At 37.7% G+C, this 24,382-nt stretch carries 22 protein-coding genes and 4 tRNA genes; 24 read left to right on the plus strand and 2 right to left on the minus strand.

The genetic code is table 11. The annotated features are described in order from the left end of the window. Window positions 1-7 precede the first annotated feature (7 nt). The 23 genes from G3O09_RS16400 to rlmH all read left to right on the plus strand — a co-directional run bounded on the left by G3O09_RS16400 (window position 8) and on the right by rlmH (window position 20,404). A complete protein-coding gene (locus tag G3O09_RS16400; protein WP_163102551.1) occupies window positions 8-205 on the plus strand; it encodes a DUF951 domain-containing protein in 198 nt (65 codons plus the stop codon). Window positions 206-537: 332 nt separating this feature from the next. Continuing rightward, entirely contained in the window at window positions 538-1,638 is a 1,101-nt protein-coding gene (gene ychF, locus G3O09_RS16405; RefSeq protein WP_163102552.1) for a redox-regulated ATPase YchF, read from the plus strand. Between the two features lie 387 nt (window positions 1,639-2,025). Next, entirely contained in the window at window positions 2,026-2,313 is a 288-nt protein-coding gene (rpsF, locus tag G3O09_RS16410; RefSeq protein WP_163102553.1) for a 30S ribosomal protein S6, read from the plus strand. Between the two features lie 59 nt (window positions 2,314-2,372). After that, the gene (gene ssb, locus G3O09_RS16415; RefSeq protein WP_163102554.1) at window positions 2,373-2,876 is read left to right on the plus strand and encodes a single-stranded DNA-binding protein; all 504 of its coding nucleotides are present in this window, start codon (window positions 2,373-2,375) and stop codon (window positions 2,874-2,876) included. Window positions 2,877-2,920: 44 nt separating this feature from the next. Next, window positions 2,921-3,157: a 30S ribosomal protein S18 gene (rpsR, locus tag G3O09_RS16420; protein WP_205439673.1), complete on the plus strand. Its 237-nt coding sequence runs from the start codon at window positions 2,921-2,923 to the stop codon at window positions 3,155-3,157. 267 nt (window positions 3,158-3,424) lie between these two features. Continuing rightward, entirely contained in the window at window positions 3,425-4,363 is a 939-nt protein-coding gene (locus G3O09_RS16425; RefSeq protein WP_163102555.1) for a YybS family protein, read from the plus strand. A gap of 47 nt (window positions 4,364-4,410) precedes the next feature. Next, window positions 4,411-6,384, plus strand: a complete 1,974-nt coding sequence (locus tag G3O09_RS16430) for a DHH family phosphoesterase (RefSeq protein ID WP_163102556.1) — start codon at window positions 4,411-4,413, stop codon at window positions 6,382-6,384. Continuing rightward, complete coding sequence (gene rplI / locus G3O09_RS16435; RefSeq protein WP_163102557.1) at window positions 6,381-6,830, plus strand: 50S ribosomal protein L9; 450 nt, start codon at window positions 6,381-6,383, stop codon at window positions 6,828-6,830. The genes G3O09_RS16430 and rplI overlap by 4 nt, the downstream gene beginning before the upstream one ends. Before the next feature lie 291 nt (window positions 6,831-7,121). Then, window positions 7,122-8,486 (plus strand): replicative DNA helicase, encoded by a 1,365-nt coding sequence (gene dnaB, locus G3O09_RS16440; RefSeq protein ID WP_163102558.1) that lies wholly within the window; start codon window positions 7,122-7,124, stop codon window positions 8,484-8,486. Window positions 8,487-8,726: 240 nt separating this feature from the next. Beyond that, on the plus strand, window positions 8,727-10,019 hold the full coding sequence (locus G3O09_RS16445) for an adenylosuccinate synthase (RefSeq protein ID WP_163102559.1): 1,293 nt from the start codon (window positions 8,727-8,729) through the stop codon (window positions 10,017-10,019). A 219-nt stretch (window positions 10,020-10,238) separates the two neighbouring features. After that, window positions 10,239-10,314 (plus strand) — tRNA-Lys (locus G3O09_RS16450). Between the two features lie 14 nt (window positions 10,315-10,328). Continuing rightward, a tRNA-Glu gene (locus G3O09_RS16455) sits at window positions 10,329-10,400 on the plus strand. Window positions 10,401-10,478: 78 nt separating this feature from the next. Beyond that, window positions 10,479-10,554: transfer RNA gene (locus G3O09_RS16460), tRNA-Asp, on the plus strand. 88 nt (window positions 10,555-10,642) lie between these two features. Further along, window positions 10,643-10,715: transfer RNA gene (locus tag G3O09_RS16465), tRNA-Phe, on the plus strand. A 284-nt stretch (window positions 10,716-10,999) separates the two neighbouring features. After that, window positions 11,000-12,445: a LysM peptidoglycan-binding domain-containing M23 family metallopeptidase gene (locus G3O09_RS16470; RefSeq protein WP_163102560.1), complete on the plus strand. Its 1,446-nt coding sequence runs from the start codon at window positions 11,000-11,002 to the stop codon at window positions 12,443-12,445. 211 nt (window positions 12,446-12,656) lie between these two features. Beyond that, entirely contained in the window at window positions 12,657-13,367 is a 711-nt protein-coding gene (yycF, locus tag G3O09_RS16475; RefSeq protein WP_163102561.1) for a response regulator YycF, read from the plus strand. A gap of 4 nt (window positions 13,368-13,371) precedes the next feature. Continuing rightward, window positions 13,372-15,195 (plus strand): cell wall metabolism sensor histidine kinase WalK, encoded by a 1,824-nt coding sequence (gene walK / locus G3O09_RS16480; RefSeq protein WP_163102562.1) that lies wholly within the window; start codon window positions 13,372-13,374, stop codon window positions 15,193-15,195. Continuing rightward, entirely contained in the window at window positions 15,192-16,508 is a 1,317-nt protein-coding gene (locus G3O09_RS16485) for a YycH family regulatory protein (RefSeq protein WP_163102563.1), read from the plus strand. The genes walK and G3O09_RS16485 overlap by 4 nt, the downstream gene beginning before the upstream one ends. Then, a complete protein-coding gene (locus G3O09_RS16490; protein ID WP_163102564.1) occupies window positions 16,495-17,286 on the plus strand; it encodes a two-component system regulatory protein YycI in 792 nt (263 codons plus the stop codon). The genes G3O09_RS16485 and G3O09_RS16490 overlap by 14 nt, the downstream gene beginning before the upstream one ends. A 6-nt stretch (window positions 17,287-17,292) precedes the next feature. Then, a complete protein-coding gene (locus G3O09_RS16495) occupies window positions 17,293-18,087 on the plus strand; it encodes an MBL fold metallo-hydrolase (RefSeq protein ID WP_163102565.1) in 795 nt (264 codons plus the stop codon). 200 nt (window positions 18,088-18,287) lie between these two features. Then, window positions 18,288-19,490 (plus strand): S1C family serine protease, encoded by a 1,203-nt coding sequence (locus G3O09_RS16500; protein ID WP_163102566.1) that lies wholly within the window; start codon window positions 18,288-18,290, stop codon window positions 19,488-19,490. A gap of 192 nt (window positions 19,491-19,682) precedes the next feature. Continuing rightward, window positions 19,683-19,841, plus strand: a complete 159-nt coding sequence (locus G3O09_RS16505; RefSeq protein WP_108672251.1) for a CxxH/CxxC protein — start codon at window positions 19,683-19,685, stop codon at window positions 19,839-19,841. Between the two features lie 83 nt (window positions 19,842-19,924). After that, entirely contained in the window at window positions 19,925-20,404 is a 480-nt protein-coding gene (gene rlmH, locus G3O09_RS16510; protein WP_163102567.1) for a 23S rRNA (pseudouridine(1915)-N(3))-methyltransferase RlmH, read from the plus strand. A gap of 569 nt (window positions 20,405-20,973) precedes the next feature. On the opposite strand, the gene G3O09_RS16515 is transcribed toward rlmH, so the two are convergent. Continuing rightward, window positions 20,974-22,164, minus strand: coding sequence for an MFS transporter (locus G3O09_RS16515; RefSeq protein ID WP_163102568.1), 1,191 nt, complete (start codon window positions 22,162-22,164; stop codon window positions 20,974-20,976). 304 nt (window positions 22,165-22,468) lie between these two features. Here G3O09_RS16515 and G3O09_RS16520 point away from each other — a divergent pair, with 304 nt between their 5' ends. Further along, window positions 22,469-23,716 carry a hypothetical protein gene (locus G3O09_RS16520; RefSeq protein WP_163102569.1) on the plus strand — a complete coding sequence of 416 codons (1,248 nt, stop codon included), beginning with the start codon at window positions 22,469-22,471 and terminating at the stop codon, window positions 23,714-23,716. Window positions 23,717-23,729: 13 nt separating this feature from the next. Here G3O09_RS16520 and G3O09_RS16525 read toward each other — a convergent pair whose 3' ends face one another. Beyond that, window positions 23,730-24,185 (minus strand): phosphoribosyltransferase, encoded by a 456-nt coding sequence (locus G3O09_RS16525; protein WP_163102570.1) that lies wholly within the window; start codon window positions 24,183-24,185, stop codon window positions 23,730-23,732. Window positions 24,186-24,382: the final 197 nt, after the last annotated feature.

The following is a 24,382-nucleotide window of genomic DNA, read 5'->3' on the forward strand; positions in this document are numbered from 1 at the left end:
AACAAGAATGGAACAAAAGGAATTTGGATTACATGATATCGTAGAAATGAAAAAACCCCATCCTTGTGGCATAAACCGGTGGAAAGTCATTCGATTGGGCATGGATATCCGGATTAAATGCGAGGGCTGTGACCACAGTGTCATGATTCCTCGTAAAGAGTTTACAAGAAAAATGAAAAAGATCTTAGTCAAGCATGCTGAATGAAGCATGCTTTTTCTATATTAGAATAACTTGGTTGCAGTGGAGCAAAGAGACTAGGTGGCCAAAATCATAAATAAATGGAAGAGGATGGTTTCACGTGGAACCTGTGTTTCAGATTTCGGAAAGTATCTCTCAAACCGTGAATTTGTTAGAAGTACCCTTTAAATATAGAAAAAAATAAACAATAACATTCCAGGCATCCTTTTGATAAGAAGCATGCTTGTCTTTTTATAGGGAAATCTCTATAATTGGTTAGGGTTTCATAAGAAATGATTTGATAAAAAATTATTTGTGTTTATTCATAGATTACAGACTATTAGAGGAGTGAAAATGGTATGGCATTAACAGCTGGTATCGTTGGTTTACCGAACGTTGGGAAGTCAACTCTATTTAATGCAATTACACAAGCAGGAATCGAATCTGCAAACTATCCGTTTTGTACGATTGAACCTAATGTAGGGATCGTGGAAGTTCCGGATCAGCGTTTACAAAAATTGACAGAACTTGTTCAACCTAAGAAAACAGTTCCAACAACATTTGAATTCACGGATATTGCTGGAATTGTTAAAGGGGCAAGTAAGGGAGAAGGACTTGGTAATAAATTCTTATCTCACATTCGTGAAGTAGATGCAATCTGCCAAGTTGTCCGCTGCTTTGAAGATGAAAATATTACCCACGTTTCTGGTAAGGTTGATCCGATTGATGATATCGAAACAATCAACTTAGAGCTTATCTTAGCTGACCTTGAATCTGTCGATAAACGTCTTGCCAGAGTTGGAAAAATGGCAAAGCAAAAAGATAAAGATGCAATGGCTGAACAGGAAGTTTTAGAAATGCTGAAAGAAGCTTTGGAAAATGAAAAGCCTGCCCGTACAGTCGAATTTTCTGAGGAACAATTAAAGCTTGCAAAAAGCCTACATTTGTTAACGATAAAGCCTGTACTATATGTAGCTAACGTTGGTGAAGATGATGTAGCTGATCCTTCTAATAATCCATATGTGCAAAAAGTAAGAGAATTTGCAGCAGGTGATAATGCTGAGGTTATCGTAATCTGTGCCAAAATCGAAGAAGAAATTTCTGAACTTGATGGTGAAGAAAAGGCAATGTTCTTGTCAGAACTAGGAATTGAAGAGTCTGGACTTGATCAATTGATTCGTGCTGCATACAGCTTATTGGGACTAGCTACGTATTTCACTGCAGGAGTCCAGGAAGTACGCGCATGGACTTTCCGCAAAGGGATGAAGGCACCACAATGTGCTGGTATCATTCACTCTGACTTTGAACGTGGATTTATCCGTGCTGAAACAGTATCTTACGATGACTTGCTTGCAGGTGGTTCAATGAATGCTGCAAAAGAAGCCGGGAAAGTTCGTTTAGAAGGTAAAGAATACTTCGTTCAAGATGGAGATGTTATTCATTTCCGTTTCAACGTATAATCCTTTTTTCAAAACCTTATCTTCTGATAGGGTTTTGTTTTTGTTTTAGGCCGTTTTCGTAAAGTTTGTTGCTTTATTAGTTTAATTTGACTTTAACGAACTGAGTTGATTGTAGCGGAGGGCACTCTACCCCAGCGGAAAAAGAGGGAAGTGGGAGACCCCACAGGCGGAATCGCCGAGAGACTCCTATCCTTCCCCGCGGAAAGTAAGTACCTCTAGCTGGCAATAAACGGACAAACTTTATTTGTCTAAAAACAACAATCAAACGAGATTTCACTTGTTATATTGCAATCTCTTGTGCTCTATGCTATACTTTCAACTTGTGAGTAATTAACTTAATTGCTCCTTGCCCTTTACGGGCCGTTAGACCAAAAGGAGGTGACAGTGATGAGAAAATACGAAATTATGTACATCATCCGTCCAAACATTGAGGAAGAAGCTAAAAAAGCTTTAGTTGAGCGTTTCAACACAATCCTTACTGAAAATGGTGCGGAATTAGCGGAATCAAAAGATTGGGGTAAGCGTCGTCTTGCTTACGAAATCAATGATTTACGCGATGGCTACTACATGATCGTTAAAGTTAACGCAGAAGCTGCAGCGGTTCAAGAATTTGATCGTCTTGCTAAAATCAGCGAAGACATTATCCGCCATATCGTAATTAAAGAAGAAGAATAATTCCATTTAAATATATTTGTTTCATGTGAAACATCACATGAGATTGGGAGTTGATTCTGATGATGAATCGCGTCATCTTAGTAGGGCGCTTAACAAAAGATCCTGAATTACGATACACACCAAGTGGAGTGCCAGTGGCAACTTTTACTCTTGCTGTGAATCGAGCTTTCTCGAATCAGCAGGGTGAGCGTGAAGCGGACTTTATTAACTGTGTGGTGTGGCGTAAGCCGGCAGAAAACGTAGCGAACTTCTTGAAAAAAGGAAGCTTAGCTGGTGTTGATGGTCGCCTTCAAACGCGTAATTATGAAGGACAAGATGGTAAGCGAGTGTATGTTACGGAAGTCACAGCTGAAAGTGTTCAATTCCTTGAACCGAAAAATTCAGGTGCATCAGGAAGTAACAGAAATGAGAGCGGTTCTTTCGGTGGACAGCAAAGAGAAGATTATTCTTATGGCGAAAACCGTAATCAGGGTCAACGCAACAATTACACTCGTGTAGACGATGATCCATTTGCAAATAACGGTCAAACGATCGATATTTCCGATGATGATCTACCGTTCTAAACCTGATTTTTATTAAAAACTGAAGGAGGGAATAACCAATGGCAATGGGTGGACGCAGAGGTGGCCGTGCTAAAAGACGTAAAGTATGTTTCTTTACTTCTAACGGCATCACTAAAATCGATTATAAAGATGTAGATCTTCTTAAGAAGTTCGTATCTGAGCGTGGTAAAATTTTACCTCGTCGTGTAACTGGAACTAGCGCAAAATACCAACGTAAATTAACAGTTGCTATCAAACGCGCTCGTACTATGGCTTTACTTCCATACGTATCTGGTGAATAATTAAATTGATAAAGGCTCAATAAGGGTAATCCTTGTTGAGCCTTTTTGTATGGAAATAAAGCTTATCCATCAAAATAGGTAGTAATTAATCTCCATGATATAATATAAGAGCTGAATTTTATTTCACTTTCAGAAAAAATAAATTGGCAGCAAAGAAGTAAGTCGACGTAGTGGCCAATTTTAGGAATAAAGTATAAGTGCAACTAGACATTCGCCAACGCTGAGGCTTGGCGAATACCAAGTTTTCTAATGAAAGGAGTGGGAGCTATGACGCAAGGAAGGCGAATAGCTGAAGGTGGGGTATTACTGGCCATATTCAGTTTAATGATTTTTTTGTCTATCCAAATCCCTATTCTAGGAATTATTTTGATATTCTTTATGCCAGTTCCATTTATTTTGTTTGCAGCAAAGAATACGGTTTCTTGGTCGGTTGGCTTTGTTTTTATATCCGCATTGCTAGCAACATTATTCGGGACTTTGGTAGCGGCTCCAACAGCCATAATGATAGGATTGATGGGTATAACCGTTGGATCGTTTATTAACAGGAATAAACAAGCGCTTGATACATATATTGCAGCAGTACTTGTTTTCTTAGTAACGGTTATTTTATTTTATGGAGCAGCAGCGATATTCTTTGATTTTAATATTGTAAAAATCTCAATGGACATGACAAGAGATGCTATTTTACAATCTCAAGAAATAATGAAAAATCTTGGGCAACCTGTGAACAAGGTTATATTGGAGCGATTCGATGCTGCCATGAAACTTGCTCAAACTCTTTTACCGAGTTTAATTGTAGTGTCTTCTATGATAATGGTAATGCTGTTTTTCTACGCAAGTAATCCTTTAGTCAAGCGGTTTAGTGGAAAGCGGATAGCTTTATTAGCGTTCCGAGAAATTCGTCTCCCTAAAAGTCTTTTATGGTATTATTTAATTGTTATGGGTGCTACTTATTTCATTAATCCTGCTCCAGAACAATTTTCGTATACGGTATTGATGAATTTACTATTCATGCTTCAATTTTTCATGTTGCTACAAGGATATTCATTTATATTTTATTTTTGCCATGAAAAGAAGTGGGCGAAAGCGTTACCAATTAGCATCACCTTCCTATCATTAATCATGCCTATCCTTCTTTTTTTCGTACGATTTTTAGGTATAATTGATTTAGGCTTTAATTTAAGAGAAAAGATTCAAAAGAAGTAACCAAATAGGAGCTTTTCTTCATAGAAGTGCTTTTAGGAGCTGAAAGTATGCCATCATATCTGAAAAACCAATCATTTCGATATCCTATTTATGGCCTAATAGGAGTAGTTCTGGTCCTTTTAATGATTTTAACCTATTACCAGTGGATCATCGGAATTATCGGTTTTGTTCTGATAGCCGGATTGTTTTATATGCTTTTTAGACTGGAATCAGAAAACCGGAAGGAAACAGAGGAGTATATCTCCACGCTTTCTTATCGATTGAAAAAAGTTGGCGAAGAAGCCTTATTGGAAATGCCAATTGGGATCATGCTAATTAATGATGAAAATTATATTGAATGGACCAACCCATTCATGGCGTCCTGCTTTAACGAGGATACACTAGCCGGACGATCACTATATGATGTCGCAGAAACTCTTATTCCATTTGTGAAACAGGAAGTCGAAATCGAGACCATCACTCTCTATGATCGTAAATTCAAAGTCATCCATAAACGGGAAGAGCGTTTATTGTACTTCTTCGACGTAACGGAACAGGTGGAAATCGAGAAATTATATGAAGACGAGCGTACTGTGATATCAATTATTTTCCTGGATAATTACGACGAACTGACACAAGGGATGGATGACCAACGTAGAAGTAGTATAAACAGCTTAGTGACATCCTTATTGGATAAATGGGCGAAAGACAATGGAGTATTCTTGAAAAGAACATCTTCTGATCGATTTATTGGAATTTTCAATGAACACATCCTTCAACTTCTTGAAAAAGGGAAGTTTACAATACTAGATGAAATTAGGGAAACGACCACAAAACAAAATGTTCCCTTAACATTAAGTATAGGTGTAGGTTCTGGTGTTTCATCCCTCCCAGAGCTTGGGCTTTTGGCTCAGTCCAGTCTAGATTTGGCACTAGGACGAGGTGGAGACCAGGTTGCCATCAAATTGACCAATGGAAAAGTAAAATTCTATGGTGGAAAAACGAATCCTGTGGAAAAACGAACAAGGGTACGTGCACGTGTCATTTCCCATGCTTTGAAGGATATCATTGTTGATAGTGATAAAGTAATCGTAATGGGTCATAAATTCCCTGACATGGATGCTATTGGGGCAGCTATCGGGATCCAAAAAGTTGCACAGATGAACGAGCGAGAAGCTTATATTGTATTAAACACTCAGGAAATCGATACAGGTGTCCAACGATTAATCGGGGAAATTAAAAATAAGCCTGAACTGTATTCTCGCTTCATAAGTCCAGAAAATGCTTTAGAAATGATTACAGATGATACGCTGTTAGTTGTAGTAGATACACATAAACCATCCATGCTAATTGAGGAGAGAATTTTACGAGCCACTGAGAAGGTCGTGGTGATTGACCATCACCGTAGAGGGGAAGAATTCATCAATCACGCGCTACTCGTCTATATGGAACCGTATGCTTCCTCTACAGCTGAACTCGTGACGGAGCTTTTGGAATATCAGCCAAAACGAGGTAAAATTGATATGCTAGAAGCCACAGCCTTGCTAGCTGGAATTATAGTGGATACTAAAAGCTTTACTCTTCGCACTGGGTCTCGTACCTTCGACGCTGCATCTTATTTACGTGCTCGTGGCGCTGACACCGTTTTGGTACAAAAGTTTTTAAAGGAAGACGTTGATACGTATATTAAACGATCGAAGTTAATTGAAACTGTTGAATTCTATAAAGAAGGAATCGCAATTGCGAGAGGCAATAAAGAACAAATCAATGAACAAATTTTAATTGCTCAAGCAGCGGATACCCTTCTTACCATGGATGGAGTCATTGCATCCTTTGTTATTTCCTACAGAGAGGAAAATATGGTAGGAATCAGTGCCAGATCACTTGGAGATGTGAACGTCCAGATCATCATGGAGGACTTGGAAGGTGGAGGGCATTTAACCAATGCAGCCACCCAGCTTTATGGTATCTCAATTGAAGAAGCCGAACAGAGGCTAAAACTAGCTATAAATCAGTATTTGGAAGGGAGTCAAAAGGAATGAAAGTAATATTCTTAAAAGACGTAAAAGGTAAAGGGAAAAAAGGCGAAATTAAAAATGTAGCGGATGGATATGCTCAAAACTTTCTTATTAAGCAAGGGTTAGCAGTAGAGGCTTCCAATGCTAACATGAGCAAGTTAGAAGGCCAAAAGAATAAGGAAAAACAATTGGCAGCTGAAGAGCTTGAAAACGCAAAGGAACTAAAAGACAAGTTAGAGAAAATCACAGTTGAAATTCAAGCAAAAGCTGGCGATGGTGGACGCCTATTCGGATCGATCACGACTAAACAAGTTGCTGAAGAACTACAAGCAAAACATGGCATTAAAATCGACAAACGTAAAATGGAACTGAATGAAGGCATTCGTTCCCTAGGACATACAAAAATTCCTGTGAAGCTTCATTCAGAAGTCCAAGCAACTTTGACAGTTGCTGTGAAGGAAATTAAATAACGAACACTTGTATCATATTATTTTAACCAGAAAATAGCTCTTTACCCTTGAAAGTAAAACCTGTAAAATGTGATGGAGCCCATCTATTCTTAGTTTGGGCTCATCACATTTTTTTTTATTCTTTATAAAAGCGCAAATTGACAGGGAACAAAATAAAAAGAAGTCTTGTCATTATCTTAAGCTCGCCAAATGGCGAGTTTTCTAATGCTTCATAAAACAGATTTAAGCTAATAAATTTAAAGCACTTTATATATATTTTTCTTTCTATTATCAAAGATGGGAGGTACACACATGAATGAAATATTTCGCGATCGTATACCACCGCAAAATATAGAAGCCGAGCAGGCTGTACTGGGAGCCGTATTCCTTGAGCCTTCTTCTTTAACTCTTGCTTCTGAGGTTTTGATACCTGAAGATTTTTATCGTACATCTCACCAAAAGATTTTTAATGTCATGCTGACGTTGAATGATAATGGCAAGGCTGTCGATTTAGTTACGGTTACGGAAGAACTAGCGGCCTCCAAAAACCTTGAGGAAGTTGGGGGAGTCATATATTTGAGTGAATTGGCAAACTCAGTGCCAACCGCTGCAAATATTGAATATTACGCTCGTATTGTGGAAGAAAAGTCCCTTCTTCGTCGATTGATTCGTACAGCAACGAATATTGCCCAGGACGGCTACAGTCGTGAAGACGAAGTAGAAAGCCTTTTAAGTGAAGCGGAAAAAAACATTATGGAAGTAGCCCAACGAAAGAATGCGGGTGCTTTCCAAAATATTAAAGATGTCCTTGTCAAAACGTATGATAATATCGAGGAGTTAGCGAACCGTAAAGGAGATATTACCGGAATACCAACTGGGTTTTCTGAGTTGGATAGAATGACGGCAGGATTTCAACGCAATGACTTGATTATTGTGGCTGCCCGTCCTTCGGTAGGTAAAACGGCCTTCGCCTTGAATATCGCTCAAAACGTCGCCACGAAAACAGACGAAAATGTTGCGATATTCAGTCTGGAGATGGGTGCTGAGCAGCTAGTAATGCGTATGCTTTGTGCAGAGGGGAATATTAATGCACAAGGATTGAGGACAGGCTCATTAACCGATGAAGATTGGCGAAAGCTGACGATGGCAATGGGAAGTCTCTCGAATGCCGGGATTTTTATTGACGATACACCAGGGATTCGAATCAGTGATATCCGTGCTAAGTGCCGTCGACTTAAACAAGAGCAGGGATTAGGAATGGTACTGATCGATTACTTGCAATTGATTCAAGGAAGCGGCCGTTCTGGAGAGAATAGACAACAGGAAGTATCAGAGATTTCACGTTCCCTTAAGGAACTTGCCCGTGAACTAAAAGTACCTGTTATTGCCTTATCACAGCTATCTCGTGGGGTAGAACAACGTCAAGATAAGAGACCGATGATGTCAGATATCCGTGAATCAGGAAGTATCGAGCAGGATGCGGATATTGTAGCCTTCTTATATCGTGATGACTATTACGATAAAGAATCAGAGAATAAGAATATTATAGAAATAATAATAGCTAAGCAACGTAATGGCCCGGTAGGAACTGTTTCACTTGCTTTTGTAAAAGAGTACAATAAATTCGTAAACCTGGAACGTCGTTTTGATGATGACGCAATTCCACCAGGAGCTTAAAAGAAGCGCTTCTTCGTATTGAAGAGGTGCTTTTTTATATACACAGAAAATCGCTAAAAATGGCAATATTATTCTACTTATCTCTTAAAAAAAGGATAATAACGAACAAAAAATAATATTATTCTACTAATTGTTCGGATTCAGGTTGACTTCCATTCGTTTTTGTTGTTAAAATGAGTATGTTTGAAAAGAGGCAGATTTTAAAAATCGCCGATCGTGAACCTTTGGAGGTGCAAGGATATGTCATCAGTAGTTGTTGTGGGAACACAATGGGGAGATGAAGGTAAAGGTAAAATCACAGACTTTTTGTCTGAGCATGCTGAGGCAATTGCCCGTTATCAAGGTGGTAACAATGCGGGTCACACAATCAAGTTTAATGGTGAAACATACAAGCTTCATTTGATTCCATCTGGTATTTTCTACAGTGATAAAATTTGTGTAATCGGGAACGGAATGGTTGTCGATCCAAAAGCGTTACTTAAGGAATTAGCGTATCTTCATGAACGAGGAATTACTACAGACAATTTACGCATTAGTAATCGTGCCCATGTCATTCTTCCATATCATTTAAAATTAGATGAAGTAGAGGAAGAGCGCAAAGGAGCAAATAAAATTGGAACGACGAAGAAGGGGATTGGCCCAGCTTATATGGATAAAGCAGCCCGTATGGGAATCCGCATGGCAGACCTTCTGGATCGTGAAGTGTTTGAAGAAAAACTTACACATAACTTAAACGAAAAAAATCGCTTGTTGGAAAAATTCTATGAGACAGAAGGTTTCCAATTAGAAGATATCTTAGATGAATATTACGACTACGGACAGCAAATCAAGAAATATGTATGTGATACGTCAGTAGTGTTGAATGATGCTCTAGATGAAGGACGTCGTGTCCTTTTTGAAGGCGCTCAAGGCGTAATGCTTGATATCGATCAAGGAACATACCCATTCGTTACATCTTCCAATCCTGTGGCTGGAGGAGTTACAATTGGTTCGGGTGTAGGACCAACAAAGATTAATCATGTAGTTGGAGTTTCAAAAGCTTACACAACTCGTGTAGGTGATGGTCCATTCCCGACTGAATTGGACAATGAGATCGGTCACCAAATCCGTGAAGTTGGACGCGAATATGGAACAACAACAGGTCGCCCACGACGTGTGGGATGGTTTGACTCAGTCGTAGTTCGACATGCTCGCCGAGTAAGTGGTATCACAGACCTATCACTTAATTCCATTGATGTCCTTACAGGTATTGAGACATTAAAAATTTGCGTGGCTTATCGTCATAATGGAGAGGTTATTGAGGAGTTCCCAGCGAGCTTAAAGACCCTTTCTCAGTGTGAGCCAGTTTATGAAGAGCTTCCAGGTTGGACAGAAGATATTACTGGATGTAAATCTTTAAATGAACTTCCTGAAAATGCTCGCCATTATTTAGAACGCATTTCTCAACTGACAGGCATTCCATTATCAATTTTCTCTGTAGGACCAGATCGTTCACAAACGAATGTAGTGAACAATCCTTGGAGACAAATGTAAAAAGGAAGAGGATGTTTCCGTTTAGGATACATCCTCTTTTTTTTTGACTGAAAATATGAGATGGAGAATTTGAGGAAAGATATTGTCTAGGCAATAATAATTTTTTGAAAAATACTATTGCTTTAGGGTTAGTATCTATGATACTATTAAAAACGTCGCTGGTAACTTATTATAAAAGCTAGTTATACGAATACAATGATTCGTATAGTAACTTTACTTGAGCCATTAGCTCAGTCGGTAGAGCATCTGACTTTTAATCAGAGGGTCGGAGGTTCGAATCCTCCATGGCTCACCAGTTTTCTTATTTACGGCCCGTTGGTCAAGCGGTTAAGACACCGCCCTTTCACGGCGGTAACACGGGTTCGAATCCCGTACGGGTCATTGGCACATATAAATAATGAGCAAGTGGCTGGCAAGGACGGCTTCCTTGCTCGTTATTTATCCTAATGCATAAATCTTGGTTCCGTGGTGTAGCGGTTAACATGCCTGCCTGTCACGCAGGAGATCGCGGGTTCGATTCCCGTCGGGACCGCCATTTACTTTTACATAAATTTATCTCGGTAGCTTCCTGAGTTGGGGACAAAGGATAACAAAATAAAGGTAGCGGCGAAATATCTTAATATGGCTCGGTAGCTCAGTCGGTAGAGCAAAGGACTGAAAATCCTTGTGTCGGCGGTTCGATTCCGTCCCGAGCCATCCTTCAAAACACTGATTTCATCAGTGTTTTTTATTTTACAAAAATTACATCAAACTTCTTGTCATAGTGTTATCCGTTGGTATTTTTTTCACATTATGAGTCTTTTTACCTGTAATATAGATGTCATCTTTTATACAGTTATATTACAAATTGACTACGTTCCTCAAATATTAATTTTTCTATGTTAAATTAGTAGAGGCTATCATAGGCAGTAACTCTACGACCTAAATACATAGAGATAAACCTTCCATTGAGAGGGTGAAGTATAGTATAGGGGGAAGTAATGGTGTTTATAAAAGATATAAAGGTGGGGAAGAGTGCCAATAAAGTCTTCTTTAAGGCTGCGGCTTTGACGTTCGCGTTGTCTTCTTTGACTTTCCATCATGGATTCGCAAAAGAAAATAAAGAAATATCCACTATTTATCATGTATATTTACAAGATAAATATGTAGGGAGATTATCAGATACTGATGCTTATAAAAAGCTCTTACAAAATAAAATAGAAGCAGCAGAAAAGAAATATCCTCAATTGGAATTCGGTGCTGATCAAGATATTGCTTTCATAGAAGAAAAAGTTTTTGAGCGCAATCATCAAAGCAAAAAAGTATTAGATGTTTTGGATAAAGAAATGACTGTAGATGCAAAGGCCTTTGCCATTACAGTAGATGGTCAACCAATTGCTTATGTAGAAGATAGAATTTCTGCTAATCAAGCATTAAAAACTCTACAATTACAGTACGTGTCAGGGCAAGAGTTGGCAGTCGCAGAAGAACGAAAGAAACAGGCAGTGACAGTTTCTCCATTAACTGCACCTGGCTCTCGAGTATCAGATGTTAGATTTACTAAACTGACTGATATCAAAGAAACCTATGTAGATCCAGATAATATTCTTGATGTTCAAAAGGCTCTGACTTTGATTAATAAAGGCACTCTTGAAGAGAAAAAATATCCAGTCAAAGACGGTGATGTGCTAGGCAGCATAGCTAGTGCCCATAACTTGGATATGAAAACATTGCTTGCTTTAAATCCAGGGTTAACGGAAGATTCCTTGATTAAAATTGGGATGAGTCTCAATGTAACGGTTACTAAGCCTTTGGTAGAAGTAGTCGTGGATAAGGAAGTATTCCGTGAGCAACCTATTCCTTTTGAAAAACAAGTCGTAGAAGATCCTAAACTACCAAAGGGAGAAACGAAGACGAAGCAGGAAGGGAAAAATGGTCGGAAGTCAGTTTATCTATCTATCAGAGAAATAAATGGAAAACCTTCTGCTCAGAATGTAATATCTGAAAAGATTGTTGAAGATGCAGTTCCTCAAATTATGGTTAGAGGGACTAAAGTGATTCCTTCTCGTGGCAGCGGAAAGTTATCATGGCCAGCTGTGGGAGGATACATTTCCAGTAAAATGGGACATCGTTGGGGTAAAATGCATAAAGGAATCGATATTGCTCGTCCAAGTGACCGAACGATTAAAGCAGCAGATAATGGTGTCGTTACCTTTGCTGGAAAAGATGGCGGGTACGGAAATAAAATTGAAATTAGCCATAATAACGGTATGGTTACTCATTATGCTCATCTGGCTAGTATAGACGTAAATGTAGGTGATGTAGTAGAGAGTGGATCGAAAATCGGAGTGATGGGGTCTACAGGTCATTCCACAGGTTTACATCTTCACTTCGAAGTCATAAAAAATGGCAAGCTTGTTGACCCACTTTCCTATTTGAATAGATAACTATGAAGTCCTCGGATATAACTCCGGGGACTTTTTAAAATAGACCATAATGGATAATGAGCGAAGACCTTTACCCAAAAAGATGAATTCATGTTAAAGTAATAATGGGTACATATAAATTTTTTTATAAAAGAAACATCTTTATGATATACGATTTTATATGAATGGTCTTTTTGTATGAGAGTAAACTGAATTTAAAGGAGTCGAATGTATGGATAAAAAAATCCTTGTAGTAGATGATGAAAAACCGATTGCAGACATCCTGCAATTCAATTTGAAAAAAGAAGGTTTTGATGTTCATTGTGCCTATGATGGTAATGAAGCACTTGAAATGGTTGAAGAACTTAAACCAGATTTAATCTTATTGGATATCATGTTGCCACAAAGGGATGGTATGGAAGTGTGCCGTGAAGTACGCAAAAAATATGAAATCCCAATCATTATGCTGACAGCAAAGGATTCCGAAATTGATAAAGTTCTAGGGCTTGAGTTAGGTGCGGACGATTATGTAACAAAGCCTTTTAGTACGAGAGAATTAATTGCCCGTGTAAAAGCGAATTTACGCCGTCAACAGGCAATCGTGAATTCAAGCCAAGAAGAAGAGGAAACAAGGGAAATCACGGTTGGAGCATTAACGATACATCCTGATGCTTATGTAGTGTCTAAGCGTGGTGAAACCATCGAGCTAACTCATCGTGAATTTGAACTATTGCATTATTTAGCCAAACATATAGGACAGGTAATGACACGTGAGCACTTATTGCAAACGGTGTGGGGCTATGATTATTATGGTGATGTTCGAACAGTAGATGTTACAGTAAGAAGATTACGTGAAAAAATAGAGGATAATCCAAGCCATCCAGGCTGGATTGTGACAAGAAGAGGGGTAGGCTACTACCTTCGTAACCCAGAGCAGGAGTAAGTAAATGAAAAAAGTTGGTTTTTTTCGTTCCATTCATCTTAAGTTTGTATTGATCTATGTATTGCTAATATTGGTAGCAATGCAGATCATTGGCGTATATTTTGTTGATCAACTTGAGGATCGTCTCATTGATAACTTTCAAAAGTCTCTAAGAGAACGTGTAAACCTACTCGCTTATAATATTGAAGAGGAAATGGTAAAAGAACGGGATGAGAATTCGCCTACGTTAGAGGAAGACATCCGCGCGATCCTCCAAGACTTCACAGCTGTCGATATAACAGAAGTGCGAGTAATCGATACCCGTAGACGCATCATTGGAACTTCAGATCTTGATAATCAAGGAATCGTGGGCAAAAAAACTACGGAACGTCTAATAAAACGTACCTTAGTTGTAGGGTCTGAATCTAGCAGGGTATTGGTGAATCCAAAAACTAAAAATCGAATATGGGTTTTATCTTCTCCGATTGAATCTGAGGGTGAAGTGATAGGTGCCATTTACCTGAATGCTAAAATTGAGAATGTTTTCAAGCAAATGAGAGAAATCAATAATATTTTTGCTTCTGGTACTGCAATCGCCCTTGGTATCACTGCAATCCTTGGAATACTTTTGGCGCAGACCATCACTCGTCCGATGTCTGATATAAGACGGCAGGCTCTAGCATTGGCAAAAGGAAATTTCTCAAGGAAGGTAAAGGTCTATGGTTATGACGAAATAGGCCAGTTAGCCATCACTTTCAATAACCTGACCAAGAAACTTCAGGATGCCCAGGCAACAACAGAAGGGGAGAGACGTAAGCTTTCATCCGTCCTATCTTATATGACGGATGGCGTTATTTCTACCGATAGAAGAGGTAGGGTCATACTGATCAACGAGCCTGCTGCACAGATGTTGAATGTTTCACGTGAAACAGTTCTATCCCAACCAATCGTGAATTTGCTAGGGTTAGAAGATGATTATGCTTTTGAAGATTTATTGAATGAACAGGAATCAGTCATCCTGGACTATAGCACGAAAAATGAACCGTATATTTTAAGAGCAAATTTTTCAGTTATCCAAAAAGAAACAGGCTTCGTCAATGGATTAATCACGGTGCTACATGATATCACTGAGCAGGAGAAAATTGATGATGAAAGAAGAGAATTCGTTGCCAATGTTTCACATGAGCTACGTACTCCACTGACCACAATGAGAAGTTATTTGGAAGCGTTGGTAGAGGGTGCATGGAAGGATGAGAATATAGCACCGAATTTCTTGAGTGTGACGCAGAATGAAACAGAACGAATGATTCGTCTTGTCAATGACCTGCTACAACTTTCTAAGTTAGATAGTAAGGATTATCGATTATCAAAGGTTTGGGTTAACTTTAGTGTCTTTTTTAATCATATAATTGATAGATTTGAAATGACAAAGCAACAAAACATTACATTTAAGCGGAACATTCCTAAGGATTCTCTTTTTGTAGAGATTGATGAAGATAAAATCACACAAGTTTTATACAATATCATCTCCAATGCGATGAAGTATTCACCAGAAGGTGGACAAATATCGTTTACGGTCAATGTGTTGGAGGATTTGGTGCAAATTAGTATAACTGATCAAGGTGTTGGAATCCCGAAAGACAAATTGGACAAGATATTCGACCGTTTCTATCGGGTCGATAAGGCACGTTCTCGTAATCTTGGCGGAACAGGACTTGGTCTGGCTATCGCAAAAGAAATGGTATTAGCTCATGACGGTAAAATCTGGGCAACAAGTGAAGACGGCAAAGGAACGACAATTTATTTTACTTTACCGTATGAGCAGGAACAAGAGGATGAATGGTCATGAATGTAGAAAGTATCAAATCTGTCATTCTTACTGTTTTAGTACTGCTTAGTGTTTTATTGACATGGAGCATTTGGACGTACCAACCTAAACTTGATCAGATTGAGCAAACTCAATATATGGAGGTTGCTATTTCGAAACAGGAGCCGGAAAGTATCGTTAGGCCGACCCAGATTTTGTACCATCATGATACTCATTATGGGACATCCGATGAGAAGGAAATAGAAAAAACGATGGTAGAGATCTTGAAGTGGAATCTAGATGATATTAAGGATATTTCTCAATCGATACCGGACAGGGATTTCCTTAACTTTGTCCATGGAAAAGGGAAAACGGAAATCAAGTTTTCGGGTAAAGTCCCTTTAGGGATATATAAGAAAATTATTCGTATCAATGAAAAAGTAGTTCCAGAATTTAAGTTCGATCGAATTGTAATCAATACTTTAAAGGGGCAGGATAGCCTATACTTTGTCGCATATAATGAAAAAAAGGTGTTTCGAGCCAATGTAAACGTGTCATTACTTGAATCATTCAAGAAGGATTTTTATACCAATGCCCATCGATATCCGAAGTATGAGTCTTTTAAACTGACAGATAGCAAGATGCTCTTCCTTCCCAAGGAATTGGATAAGTTTCTTCCATATAAATATTATCCTATTGATAGGGGCAAGAAAGAAAAATTCAGAGATGCGCTTTTTAGTGATCCAAGCATCGTAAAACAGGATTATCTGCCACAAGTAGAGAAAGAGGTATATACAGACGGTTCGAGCTTGATGAAGGTAAATTACAATACGATGATGATTGAATATATTAATCCGACAAAAGGAAAAAATATTCCATCTCAATCTGACGATCTTCTTCAGAAGAGCATCGACTTTGTTAACGATCATGCAGGTTGGGAAGATGATTACCGTTTTGCTGAATTAAGTGAAGCTGAACAAAAAACAGTATTCCGTTTGTTCCTAGAGGGACTTCCGGTCTTTAATGAAGATGGAATGTCTGAAATTGTACAGGTGTGGAGCAAGGATGAAATTTCTCAATATACACGACCATATTACTCGCTCGGTTTTCCACTTCCATCCGAGATAAAAGACAATGTATTACCTACGGGGAAAGAGGCTTTTGAAGAAGTCGCCTCGATGCGGAATTTTGACCGTAACTTATTAGACGACTTGGTGGTAGGGTATAAATTGAGCCGGGATCCACTGGAACAGAAGATCATTTCATTAGAACCTGCCTGGTATTACCGTTATGACGGTGCTTGGAATAGGGTCATTTTCCCTAAACGAGGAGGTGCGCTTAATGGATTGGAATAAGACTAAAACCATATTCATTTTGGTTTTTTTGATACTTGATTTGTTTCTCATCTATCAATACTTTGAGAAGAAAAATTCTAATCAGTACGAGCTCATTGCAGAATCCCCGTTTGAAGAGCGCCTCAGTGAAAATGAGATAAAGTATACAGTTTTGCCAAAGGAATCCGTGAAGGAACGCTATATAAGTTCTAAGAGCAAAAGTTTTAAGGTGGATGATACAAGAAAACTAAGGAATCAAGAAGTGACTCTTTATGGAAACCAAAAGCTTTCTGCCAAATTAGAAAAGCCATTTCCATTGTCAGAAGGTACCCATAATGAGGCACTGGATGCCTTCGTAAAGGAAACTATATTGAGTGGCGATCTTTATAAGTATTGGGATTATGATAATGCGGAAAATGCCATAATCTACTATCAAACCTATGACAATAAAATGTTTTATAATAATATGAATGGAAAGCTAGTCTTGTATATGAATGCAAACAGAGAAGTCACTTACTATGAACAGACACTCTTAGAGAACATCGAAGAGTTCAATGAAAAAGAAGAAGTGCTTCCTGCAATCAAAGCAATTGAAACACTGTTCACTAAGGGATATTTAAAGCCTAAAAGTAAAATAACGAAGGTCGAGCTGGGCTATTATACACTTGTCCAATTGACAGCTTCACATGTGCTGACTCCAACATGGAGAATCGTCATCAATGATGAAGAAAACATGTACGTGAATGCGTTAGAAGGGCAAATCATACAGTTCGATACAGAAGATAAAATATTGGAGTGAGGATACATGTCTTTGTATTTTAGTGTTCTCGCCAGCGGGAGTACAGGAAATGCGTTTTATGTGGAGTCGGAGGAGCATTCGATATTAGTCGATGCAGGCTTGAGTGGAAAGCAAATGGATTTGTTATTTCAACAAATCAACCGAGACCCTTCCAAGCTTTCTGCCATTTTAGTAACGCATGAGCATAGCGATCATATTAAAGGACTAGGCATTTTAGCCCGGAAGTACAACTTGCCAATCTATGCCAACGAAAAAACATGGGCAGCCATGGAAACCGGAATTGGACAAATTTCAACGGACCAGAAGTTTGTATTCGATATGGAAACGGTCGAAAGCTTTGGTGATCTTGATATTGAATCCTTTGGTGTATCACATGATGCAGCAGAGCCAATGTTTTATGTGTTTCACCACCAAGGGAAAAAGGTTGTGCAAATCACAGATACAGGGTACGTTAGCGATAGGATGAAAGGCATCATATCAAACGCGGATGCGTATATTTTTGAAAGCAATCATGATGTTCAAATGTTACGTATGGGTCGTTATCCATGGAGTGTAAAACGTCGTATTTTAAGCGATGTTGGCCATGTTTCGAATGAAGATGCAGCCATAGCTATGAGCGAAGTTGCCGGGGACAAGACCAAACGTATCTACTTAGCCCATCTAAGTCTAGATAATAATATGAAGGACCTTGCCCGGATGTCAGTGGCCCAAACATTGGAGACACAAGGAATCCGTGTAGGGGAAAATTTTGATTTATATGATACCGATCCAAAAAAACCGACGGAATTAGTTTGTGTTTAGTCAAATATGGTTAAAAAAGGAATGAGGATTATTTCTCGTTCCTTTTTTTGCGGTTAGAAATTATTATTTACATAAATTGAGAAGAATCATAAAGGAACATTAATTTTTTAAGCTAATTTTAAGATTTGCAGAGTATTATGAACTTGTAAAACAAACAATAATAGAGCCATTATATATTCGGAAAGAGAGGAATGAGGAGATTGGGTTACTATGATCAAGATTATGAACAAGTGAGATCTAAAAAGAAGGGACGTGGAGGGACCTTTTTTGCTGGGCTAGTTGGTGCAGTCATTGGTGCATTAATAGTAGTCATTGCTTTTCCTCGTCTTGGAATCGAAACCGTAACAGGAGATGATATTCAAATTGAGCAGAAAAAAGATGGGACTATAACAAATGGAATTCAGCAGAATGTTTCTGTCAATGTAACTACTTCAGTCACACAAGCCGTTGATAAGGCTGGAGATGCGGTTGTTGGCATCACTAATATTCAGCAATCAAGCATGTGGCAACAACAGGGTGGAGAAGCTGGAACCGGTTCCGGTGTAGTGTACAAAAAAGGTAATGGAAAGGCTTATATTGTTACGAACCATCACGTTATTGATGGAGCCAATGAATTAGAAGTTACATTGTCTGATGGAACTAAGCTTCCTGCAAAATTATTAGGTAGTGATGTTTGGACAGACTTAGCTGTAATAGAAGTCGATGCCGATAAGGTAAAAACAGTTGCAGAGTTTGGTAATTCTAATAGTTTAAAACCAGGCGAACCTGTCATTGCCATTGGTAATCCATTAGGTCTACAGTTTTCAGGTTCGGTTACGCAAGGTATCATCTCTGGTCTTGAAAGAACAATAGAAATCGACGTAAACCAAGATGGAGTGGTGGATTGGAATTCTGAAGTTATCCAAACGGATGCAGCAATCAACCCAGGGAATAGCGGTGGAGCCCTTGTAAACTTAAACGGTCAAGTAGTTGGGATTAATTCCATGAAAATTGCTCAACAAGCAGTCGAGGGAATAGGATTATCGATTCCTATCAATTCTGCCATTCCGATTATAGAGGACCTTGAAAAGTATGGAGAGGTACGCCGTCCTTATATGGGAGTAAATTTAGCTGGAATAGAGGAAGTGAGCCAATATCACCGTCAAAACACATTAAAACTTCCTAATGATGTGACAAAAGGTGTGGCCATTACACAGGTTGATCCAAACTCGCCAGCTGCAAAAGCAGGATTACAGGAATTCGACGTAATCGTTGAAATGGACGGAGAAAAGATTGAAGATGTACCAGGATTACGGAAACACCTTTATGTAAAAAAGAAAATTGGAGATAAACTTAACATTACATTCTATCGTCAAGGTAAATTGGAAGAAGTAACAATGACTTTAAGTGATCAAACCTTTTAAGAAGTGATGTGGATAAGTAAGAGAGCCTAAATGAGGGCTCTCTTATTTAGTTTTTTATGTGGTATGATGGGATGTGGATAATATCAAGGGAGTAAAAACTTCATTTTGTTGTGGATAAGTATAGGACATGATTTTCTATAGAAATTTAGGGGAAATTAAATGAAAACAGATAGTAAAGGAGCAGAAAAATATATGATTTATTGCTGTAAAGAACATGTTGAATTAGCGCTGGATGTAGTAGTAGATGAGCATGAAGTGGCACCAGAATTAAAGGAGTTTACTCAAGAAAATGAGCTGTTAATAACCTGTGAATATTGTAATAATCCTGCAATATATATGGTGGCGAACTAATATTCGCATACAATATGTGGACAGAAATTGTGTATATGTGGATAACTTCTGTGGATAAATTGTTTGTAAAGTGAGGACAGGCTGTGAATATCTCAATTATTACGGTTGGCAAACTGAAGGAGAAATATTTAAAACAAGGAATAGACGAATACTTGAAACGACTTACTGCATATGCAAAAGTCGAAGTCATAGAACTGGCTGACGAAAAAGCGCCGGAAACATTAAGTGAAATAGAAATGGAGCAAATAAAAGACAAAGAGGGCGAACGGATTTTAGCCAAAATTAGTCAAGATACCCATGTCATCGCTCTCGCCATCCAAGGAAAAATGAAATCATCAGAAGAACTGGCAGATGGACTTGATAAACTAGCTACATATGGGAAAAGTAAAGTGGCTTTTGTTATTGGGGGATCACTAGGATTAAGCGATGCTGTAATGAAGCGGTCTGACGAAAGTTTGTCCTTTTCAAAAATGACCTTTCCTCATCAATTGATGAGGTTGGTTTTAGTGGAGCAGATTTATCGGACTTTTCGGATCAATCGAGGGGAACCGTACCATAAATAAATGAGGTTTCCTTCTTATGAAAGTTAGTAGGGGAAACGACTGCCAACATTCATAATTTGGTGGAGTTATAGGAATCACAAAAGAACACTTGATTATTAAATAAAGAGGTAAAAGCATTTTTTTTTGCCTAGATGTTTATGCATAAGCCAGATCTTCTGTGCTTGCTGATCTCCTAGGAGTCGCCACCTTCCGCTCCAATCAATAGATCTAATAAGAAAGACAATATGCTTTATCAAATCAATGAACTTGTGTACGTTCCTTTTTCTTATCAATATGGTAAGTGGAAATAGAGAAAAATTAGGTAGTACGATTAATAAAGAAACGAAAGGCGTCCGAAGTTGTATCTTCGGACGCCTTTAAATTGTATAGAATAGTCACTGTTAATATAAAAGCGATACCCAATCATAGAAATAAGCAGTATTTATTAAAGAAGTATCAAAGAACAACTAAAAGTCCTTGATACTTCTTTTTTTCATAAAGGGATTACAGTAATATCATTAATTATGGCATGGAAAGGTTTTGGTTCTTCTGGAGATAACATAGGAAGCATGCCAAGCGTTGCTTCCCAGTTAAGCTGATTTCTTTTGTTTTTGATCTAAAAGATGACTAAAGAAAGTTAGTAGACTTGCACAGACTGCAACTACTCCACCGACCCATGTTACATTCATTAAATTCCCTTGATGGTATACAATTCCGCCTAATGCAGAACCAAAAGCGATACCTACGTTGCTTGCCACTGGCATAAGTGAAGCAGCGAGTCCTGTTGCTTTTGGCTGATAAATTCCGGCGAGGTCTATTAAATAAAGCTGAGTAGATGTTGTTAAGAGGATGGCCATTAACGACATCAATCCAATGTTTGCCAGTCCTAAAATAAAATGATTTGTAGTCCAAAATAAACTTGTCAGAACAACTGCCTGCACGAGAAAAACAAACCGAAGGCGACCGATTGCATTGTGGCTGGCAATTTTACCAGCGAGGATGTTGCTGAAAATCGAAATAAATCCATAACCAAATAAGATTAAACTAATTGAATGATTTGGTACTTCCATTCCCTTCAAGATAGGAACAAGGTACGTAAAGACGGTATAAGTTGCGCCAAATCCGAGAGCAGGAATGAAAAAAGCCATCAAAATTCTTGGATTGGTCATTAAAGAAAACTGATCCCGTATCGAACTGCGTATTTGGCTGAGTCTAGCAGGCAAGACGAAAAAAGATGCCAAAAACGCCAATCCTCCTAGGAAAGTAGTTAACATAAAAGTGGCATTCCATCCGTATGATTCGGCGATGACAGTACCAATTGGCACACCAACGACATTTGCAAGTGTGAAACCACCGAAAACGAATGATATAGCAAGTCCGCGTTTTTTAATCGGCATGGTTTCACTTGCAACAATCATGGCTAGTGAGATTAAGACACCTGTTACAATCGCAGTCATAATCCTAAGTGCAAGGAGCATGATGTAACTTGTCGTGATTACACACAAAGCATTCAGGACGATGAAAGATCCTATCAAAAACAACATCCATTTACGCTTTGGAAAATGACTTGTTGCTGACATCACTAGTGGTGTGGCGATGGCAAATGTAATTGCAAACGCAGAAACGAGTGTGCCTGCTTTTACATTTGTCATATGAAGGCTCGAGGAAATATCGGTTAAGATTCCGACAATAACAAATTCGCTTGTCCCGAGAACAAATGTTAATAAAGAAAGTGTTAAGATGAGCAACCAATGTCGCTGGGATAATTTTGTTGGGTGCATAAATACCTCTTTTCTTAGAAGAATGTAAATGTGTCAGATAGTAGGATACACAACCAAAACATCTTACCATAAAATATTTTTGCGAGAAAAACTCTTTCTTTTCAAATAAAGGTAAAATTAGTATGTAAAAACCTCATTTAGTTACAATACGGTGAACCGTACCACAAGTAAATGAGGTGTTGGGTCTAGTTAGCTATAATTGATTAACTAGGGAATATTAGTTGAAATTATTAGACAACTGTTATGTTATACTAGTTTTGCTAAATTTTATTTAGTTTTAATTTATTTTGGGGGTAAGGGAAAATTGCATTGTAAGAATTGCGGGCAATTATATGATACATCAGATGACTATTGTAAGAAATGTGGTTGGTCATTTAAAATAGAGCAATTGAATCAGAGGAAATGGAAGAAACCATTGATGTTGACAAGAATTAAAAGACAAGTCTTAAAGTATACCTTCATTATGGCTTCTATTTGTTTATTCTTTTATGGGTACTGGGAATTAATTGACTATTTACATCACTTTATTGTTAAAGAGATTAAGGTTAATCAACATGTTAACAGTGGGGATATACTCACGGTTCTTTTTGGAATTAGTTCATCCATTTTAGCCCTGGTCGGTTTGGTTACAATTTTTGTTTCAATTAATAGTCAGCATAGAATTCAAAGATGTAGAGAATTATTGTGGGAATTAATGGAGATACCATATCAATGCTGGGATGATCTAGGCAAATTTCATTATAAATTCTCATTAGAACAGGACATTCGACAACGGTTAATTATTTATCAGCAAACACTAAAAAGTGGTTTAATCTTTAATTACATAGTTGTGACCTATCTAGTTGTTGTTATTCTAGCCGTTTCTGGGATTATAATTATTACAACTGAGGTATTAAAAGATCTTTATTTTACAAATTTAAGCGAATATCACATTATTTATAGTTTAGTAATTGTAGGTGTAATCATCATGATTATGTTTGCGATATTATTATTATCTTTAACCCAAATTGGCCTAATTGCAAGCCTGCCTCAATTAGATGATATTATGAATGCAGATACATCTAAAAGTGATATTCCTGGTATATTATTAGCAGCAATTTGTATGAGAGTTATGATAGCAGATTCATTGATTGTGAGATTTACTTTTCCTTTTCAAAATATAGAAATCTACCCATGGATCATTGGTATTTTAAAGGATACAAATGAAGAAGTGCTAATTAAAGGTGGTCCATTTGAACATAATCCAAATAAGAAAAAAATAGATCAACAATATATTGATCATAGTCGAGCACATAGACTACATTATATTGTAAGTGATCCATTTGAGCTTGATTTTTCTTTATATGAAAAAATTAGGTATAAGTTTGAATTAAATAGTAAACAAGGAAAAGTTTATGTTGAATTTGAACAAAATAAAAATGATAGCTCTCTTGAAAATGAAGGAAGGATTCATCCAATAAGTATCATTCCAAAGCTAAGTATAGAAGATAATTTGTTTAAAAATCTAGAAAATGTTAAGGGCGATAAAAACAAAAAATGGTTTGTTTCCTAAATGTAGAGATTCATTATATTAAACCTTGGTCATACTCATGTTTCTCCCATGGAACAATTAAGCGGTAATTTTTATCTGTCAAATTGAAACAGTAATAATCTGGATTCTGTATTTGTGATAATAGGTCTTTACATACGACAAAGGTATGAACGTGAAAATTTGATTCAGTTAAGAAATTTATAGTATCTACTAATGTTGATCCCTTGCCAGCGAAGTCTTCTACAACTAAAACTTTCGAATTTGATTTAGGTCTATGTCCATTCCAGTTTACTTCACGCGTTGACCTATCGTAGTTCACGAAATAAACGGGTAAGTCAGTTAAAAAGGAAAGGTGCATGCCTGCAAAGCTTCCACCACGGAGTATAACAATAATGGCATTGTAGTTTAGTGACTTTATTTCCATTACATGTTTCTCTATCTTAGACGCAATCTCATCATATCCAAGATAAATAGGCTCTCTATTACTCATAAAAAGTCTCCTTTGTGTAATTATCTAATATTAATATGAAATGTTATTGTGGTATTTTGTTGTATTTGAACAATCTTGTTAAGATCATTTATCATTTGTCATTCTATTAAAATTGCTTTCAATATAATATAGATATTATAACGCTATTGTTTGTTAAACTCAGATTATTGTCAACCTAGGTACTTGAGATAATAATA

The organism is Peribacillus alkalitolerans, assembly GCF_010882125.1.
GTDB lineage: Bacteria > Bacillota > Bacilli > Bacillales > DSM-1321 > Bacillus_BN > Bacillus_BN alkalitolerans.

Coding starts and splice junctions, on each gene's coding strand:
- yycF (WP_163102561.1), top strand. CDS start 12,657: ATGGATAAAAAAATCCTTGTAGTAGATGATGAAAAACCGATTGCAGAC.
- G3O09_RS16470 (WP_163102560.1), top strand. CDS start 11,000: ATGGTGTTTATAAAAGATATAAAGGTGGGGAAGAGTGCCAATAAAGTC.
- rpsR (WP_205439673.1), top strand. CDS start 2,921: ATGGGTGGACGCAGAGGTGGCCGTGCTAAAAGACGTAAAGTATGTTTC.
- G3O09_RS16425 (WP_163102555.1), top strand. CDS start 3,425: ATGACGCAAGGAAGGCGAATAGCTGAAGGTGGGGTATTACTGGCCATA.
- G3O09_RS16495 (WP_163102565.1), top strand. CDS start 17,293: ATGTCTTTGTATTTTAGTGTTCTCGCCAGCGGGAGTACAGGAAATGCG.
- G3O09_RS16400 (WP_163102551.1), top strand. CDS start 8: ATGGAACAAAAGGAATTTGGATTACATGATATCGTAGAAATGAAAAAA.
- dnaB (WP_163102558.1), top strand. CDS start 7,122: ATGAATGAAATATTTCGCGATCGTATACCACCGCAAAATATAGAAGCC.
- ssb (WP_163102554.1), top strand. CDS start 2,373: ATGATGAATCGCGTCATCTTAGTAGGGCGCTTAACAAAAGATCCTGAA.
- rpsF (WP_163102553.1), top strand. CDS start 2,026: ATGAGAAAATACGAAATTATGTACATCATCCGTCCAAACATTGAGGAA.
- G3O09_RS16515 (WP_163102568.1), bottom strand. CDS start 22,164: ATGCACCCAACAAAATTATCCCAGCGACATTGGTTGCTCATCTTAACA.
- ychF (WP_163102552.1), top strand. CDS start 538: ATGGCATTAACAGCTGGTATCGTTGGTTTACCGAACGTTGGGAAGTCA.
- rplI (WP_163102557.1), top strand. CDS start 6,381: ATGAAAGTAATATTCTTAAAAGACGTAAAAGGTAAAGGGAAAAAAGGC.
- walK (WP_163102562.1), top strand. CDS start 13,372: ATGAAAAAAGTTGGTTTTTTTCGTTCCATTCATCTTAAGTTTGTATTG.
- G3O09_RS16430 (WP_163102556.1), top strand. CDS start 4,411: ATGCCATCATATCTGAAAAACCAATCATTTCGATATCCTATTTATGGC.
- G3O09_RS16525 (WP_163102570.1), bottom strand. CDS start 24,185: ATGAGTAATAGAGAGCCTATTTATCTTGGATATGATGAGATTGCGTCT.
- G3O09_RS16485 (WP_163102563.1), top strand. CDS start 15,192: ATGAATGTAGAAAGTATCAAATCTGTCATTCTTACTGTTTTAGTACTG.
- G3O09_RS16505 (WP_108672251.1), top strand. CDS start 19,683: ATGATTTATTGCTGTAAAGAACATGTTGAATTAGCGCTGGATGTAGTA.
- G3O09_RS16490 (WP_163102564.1), top strand. CDS start 16,495: ATGGATTGGAATAAGACTAAAACCATATTCATTTTGGTTTTTTTGATA.
- G3O09_RS16445 (WP_163102559.1), top strand. CDS start 8,727: ATGTCATCAGTAGTTGTTGTGGGAACACAATGGGGAGATGAAGGTAAA.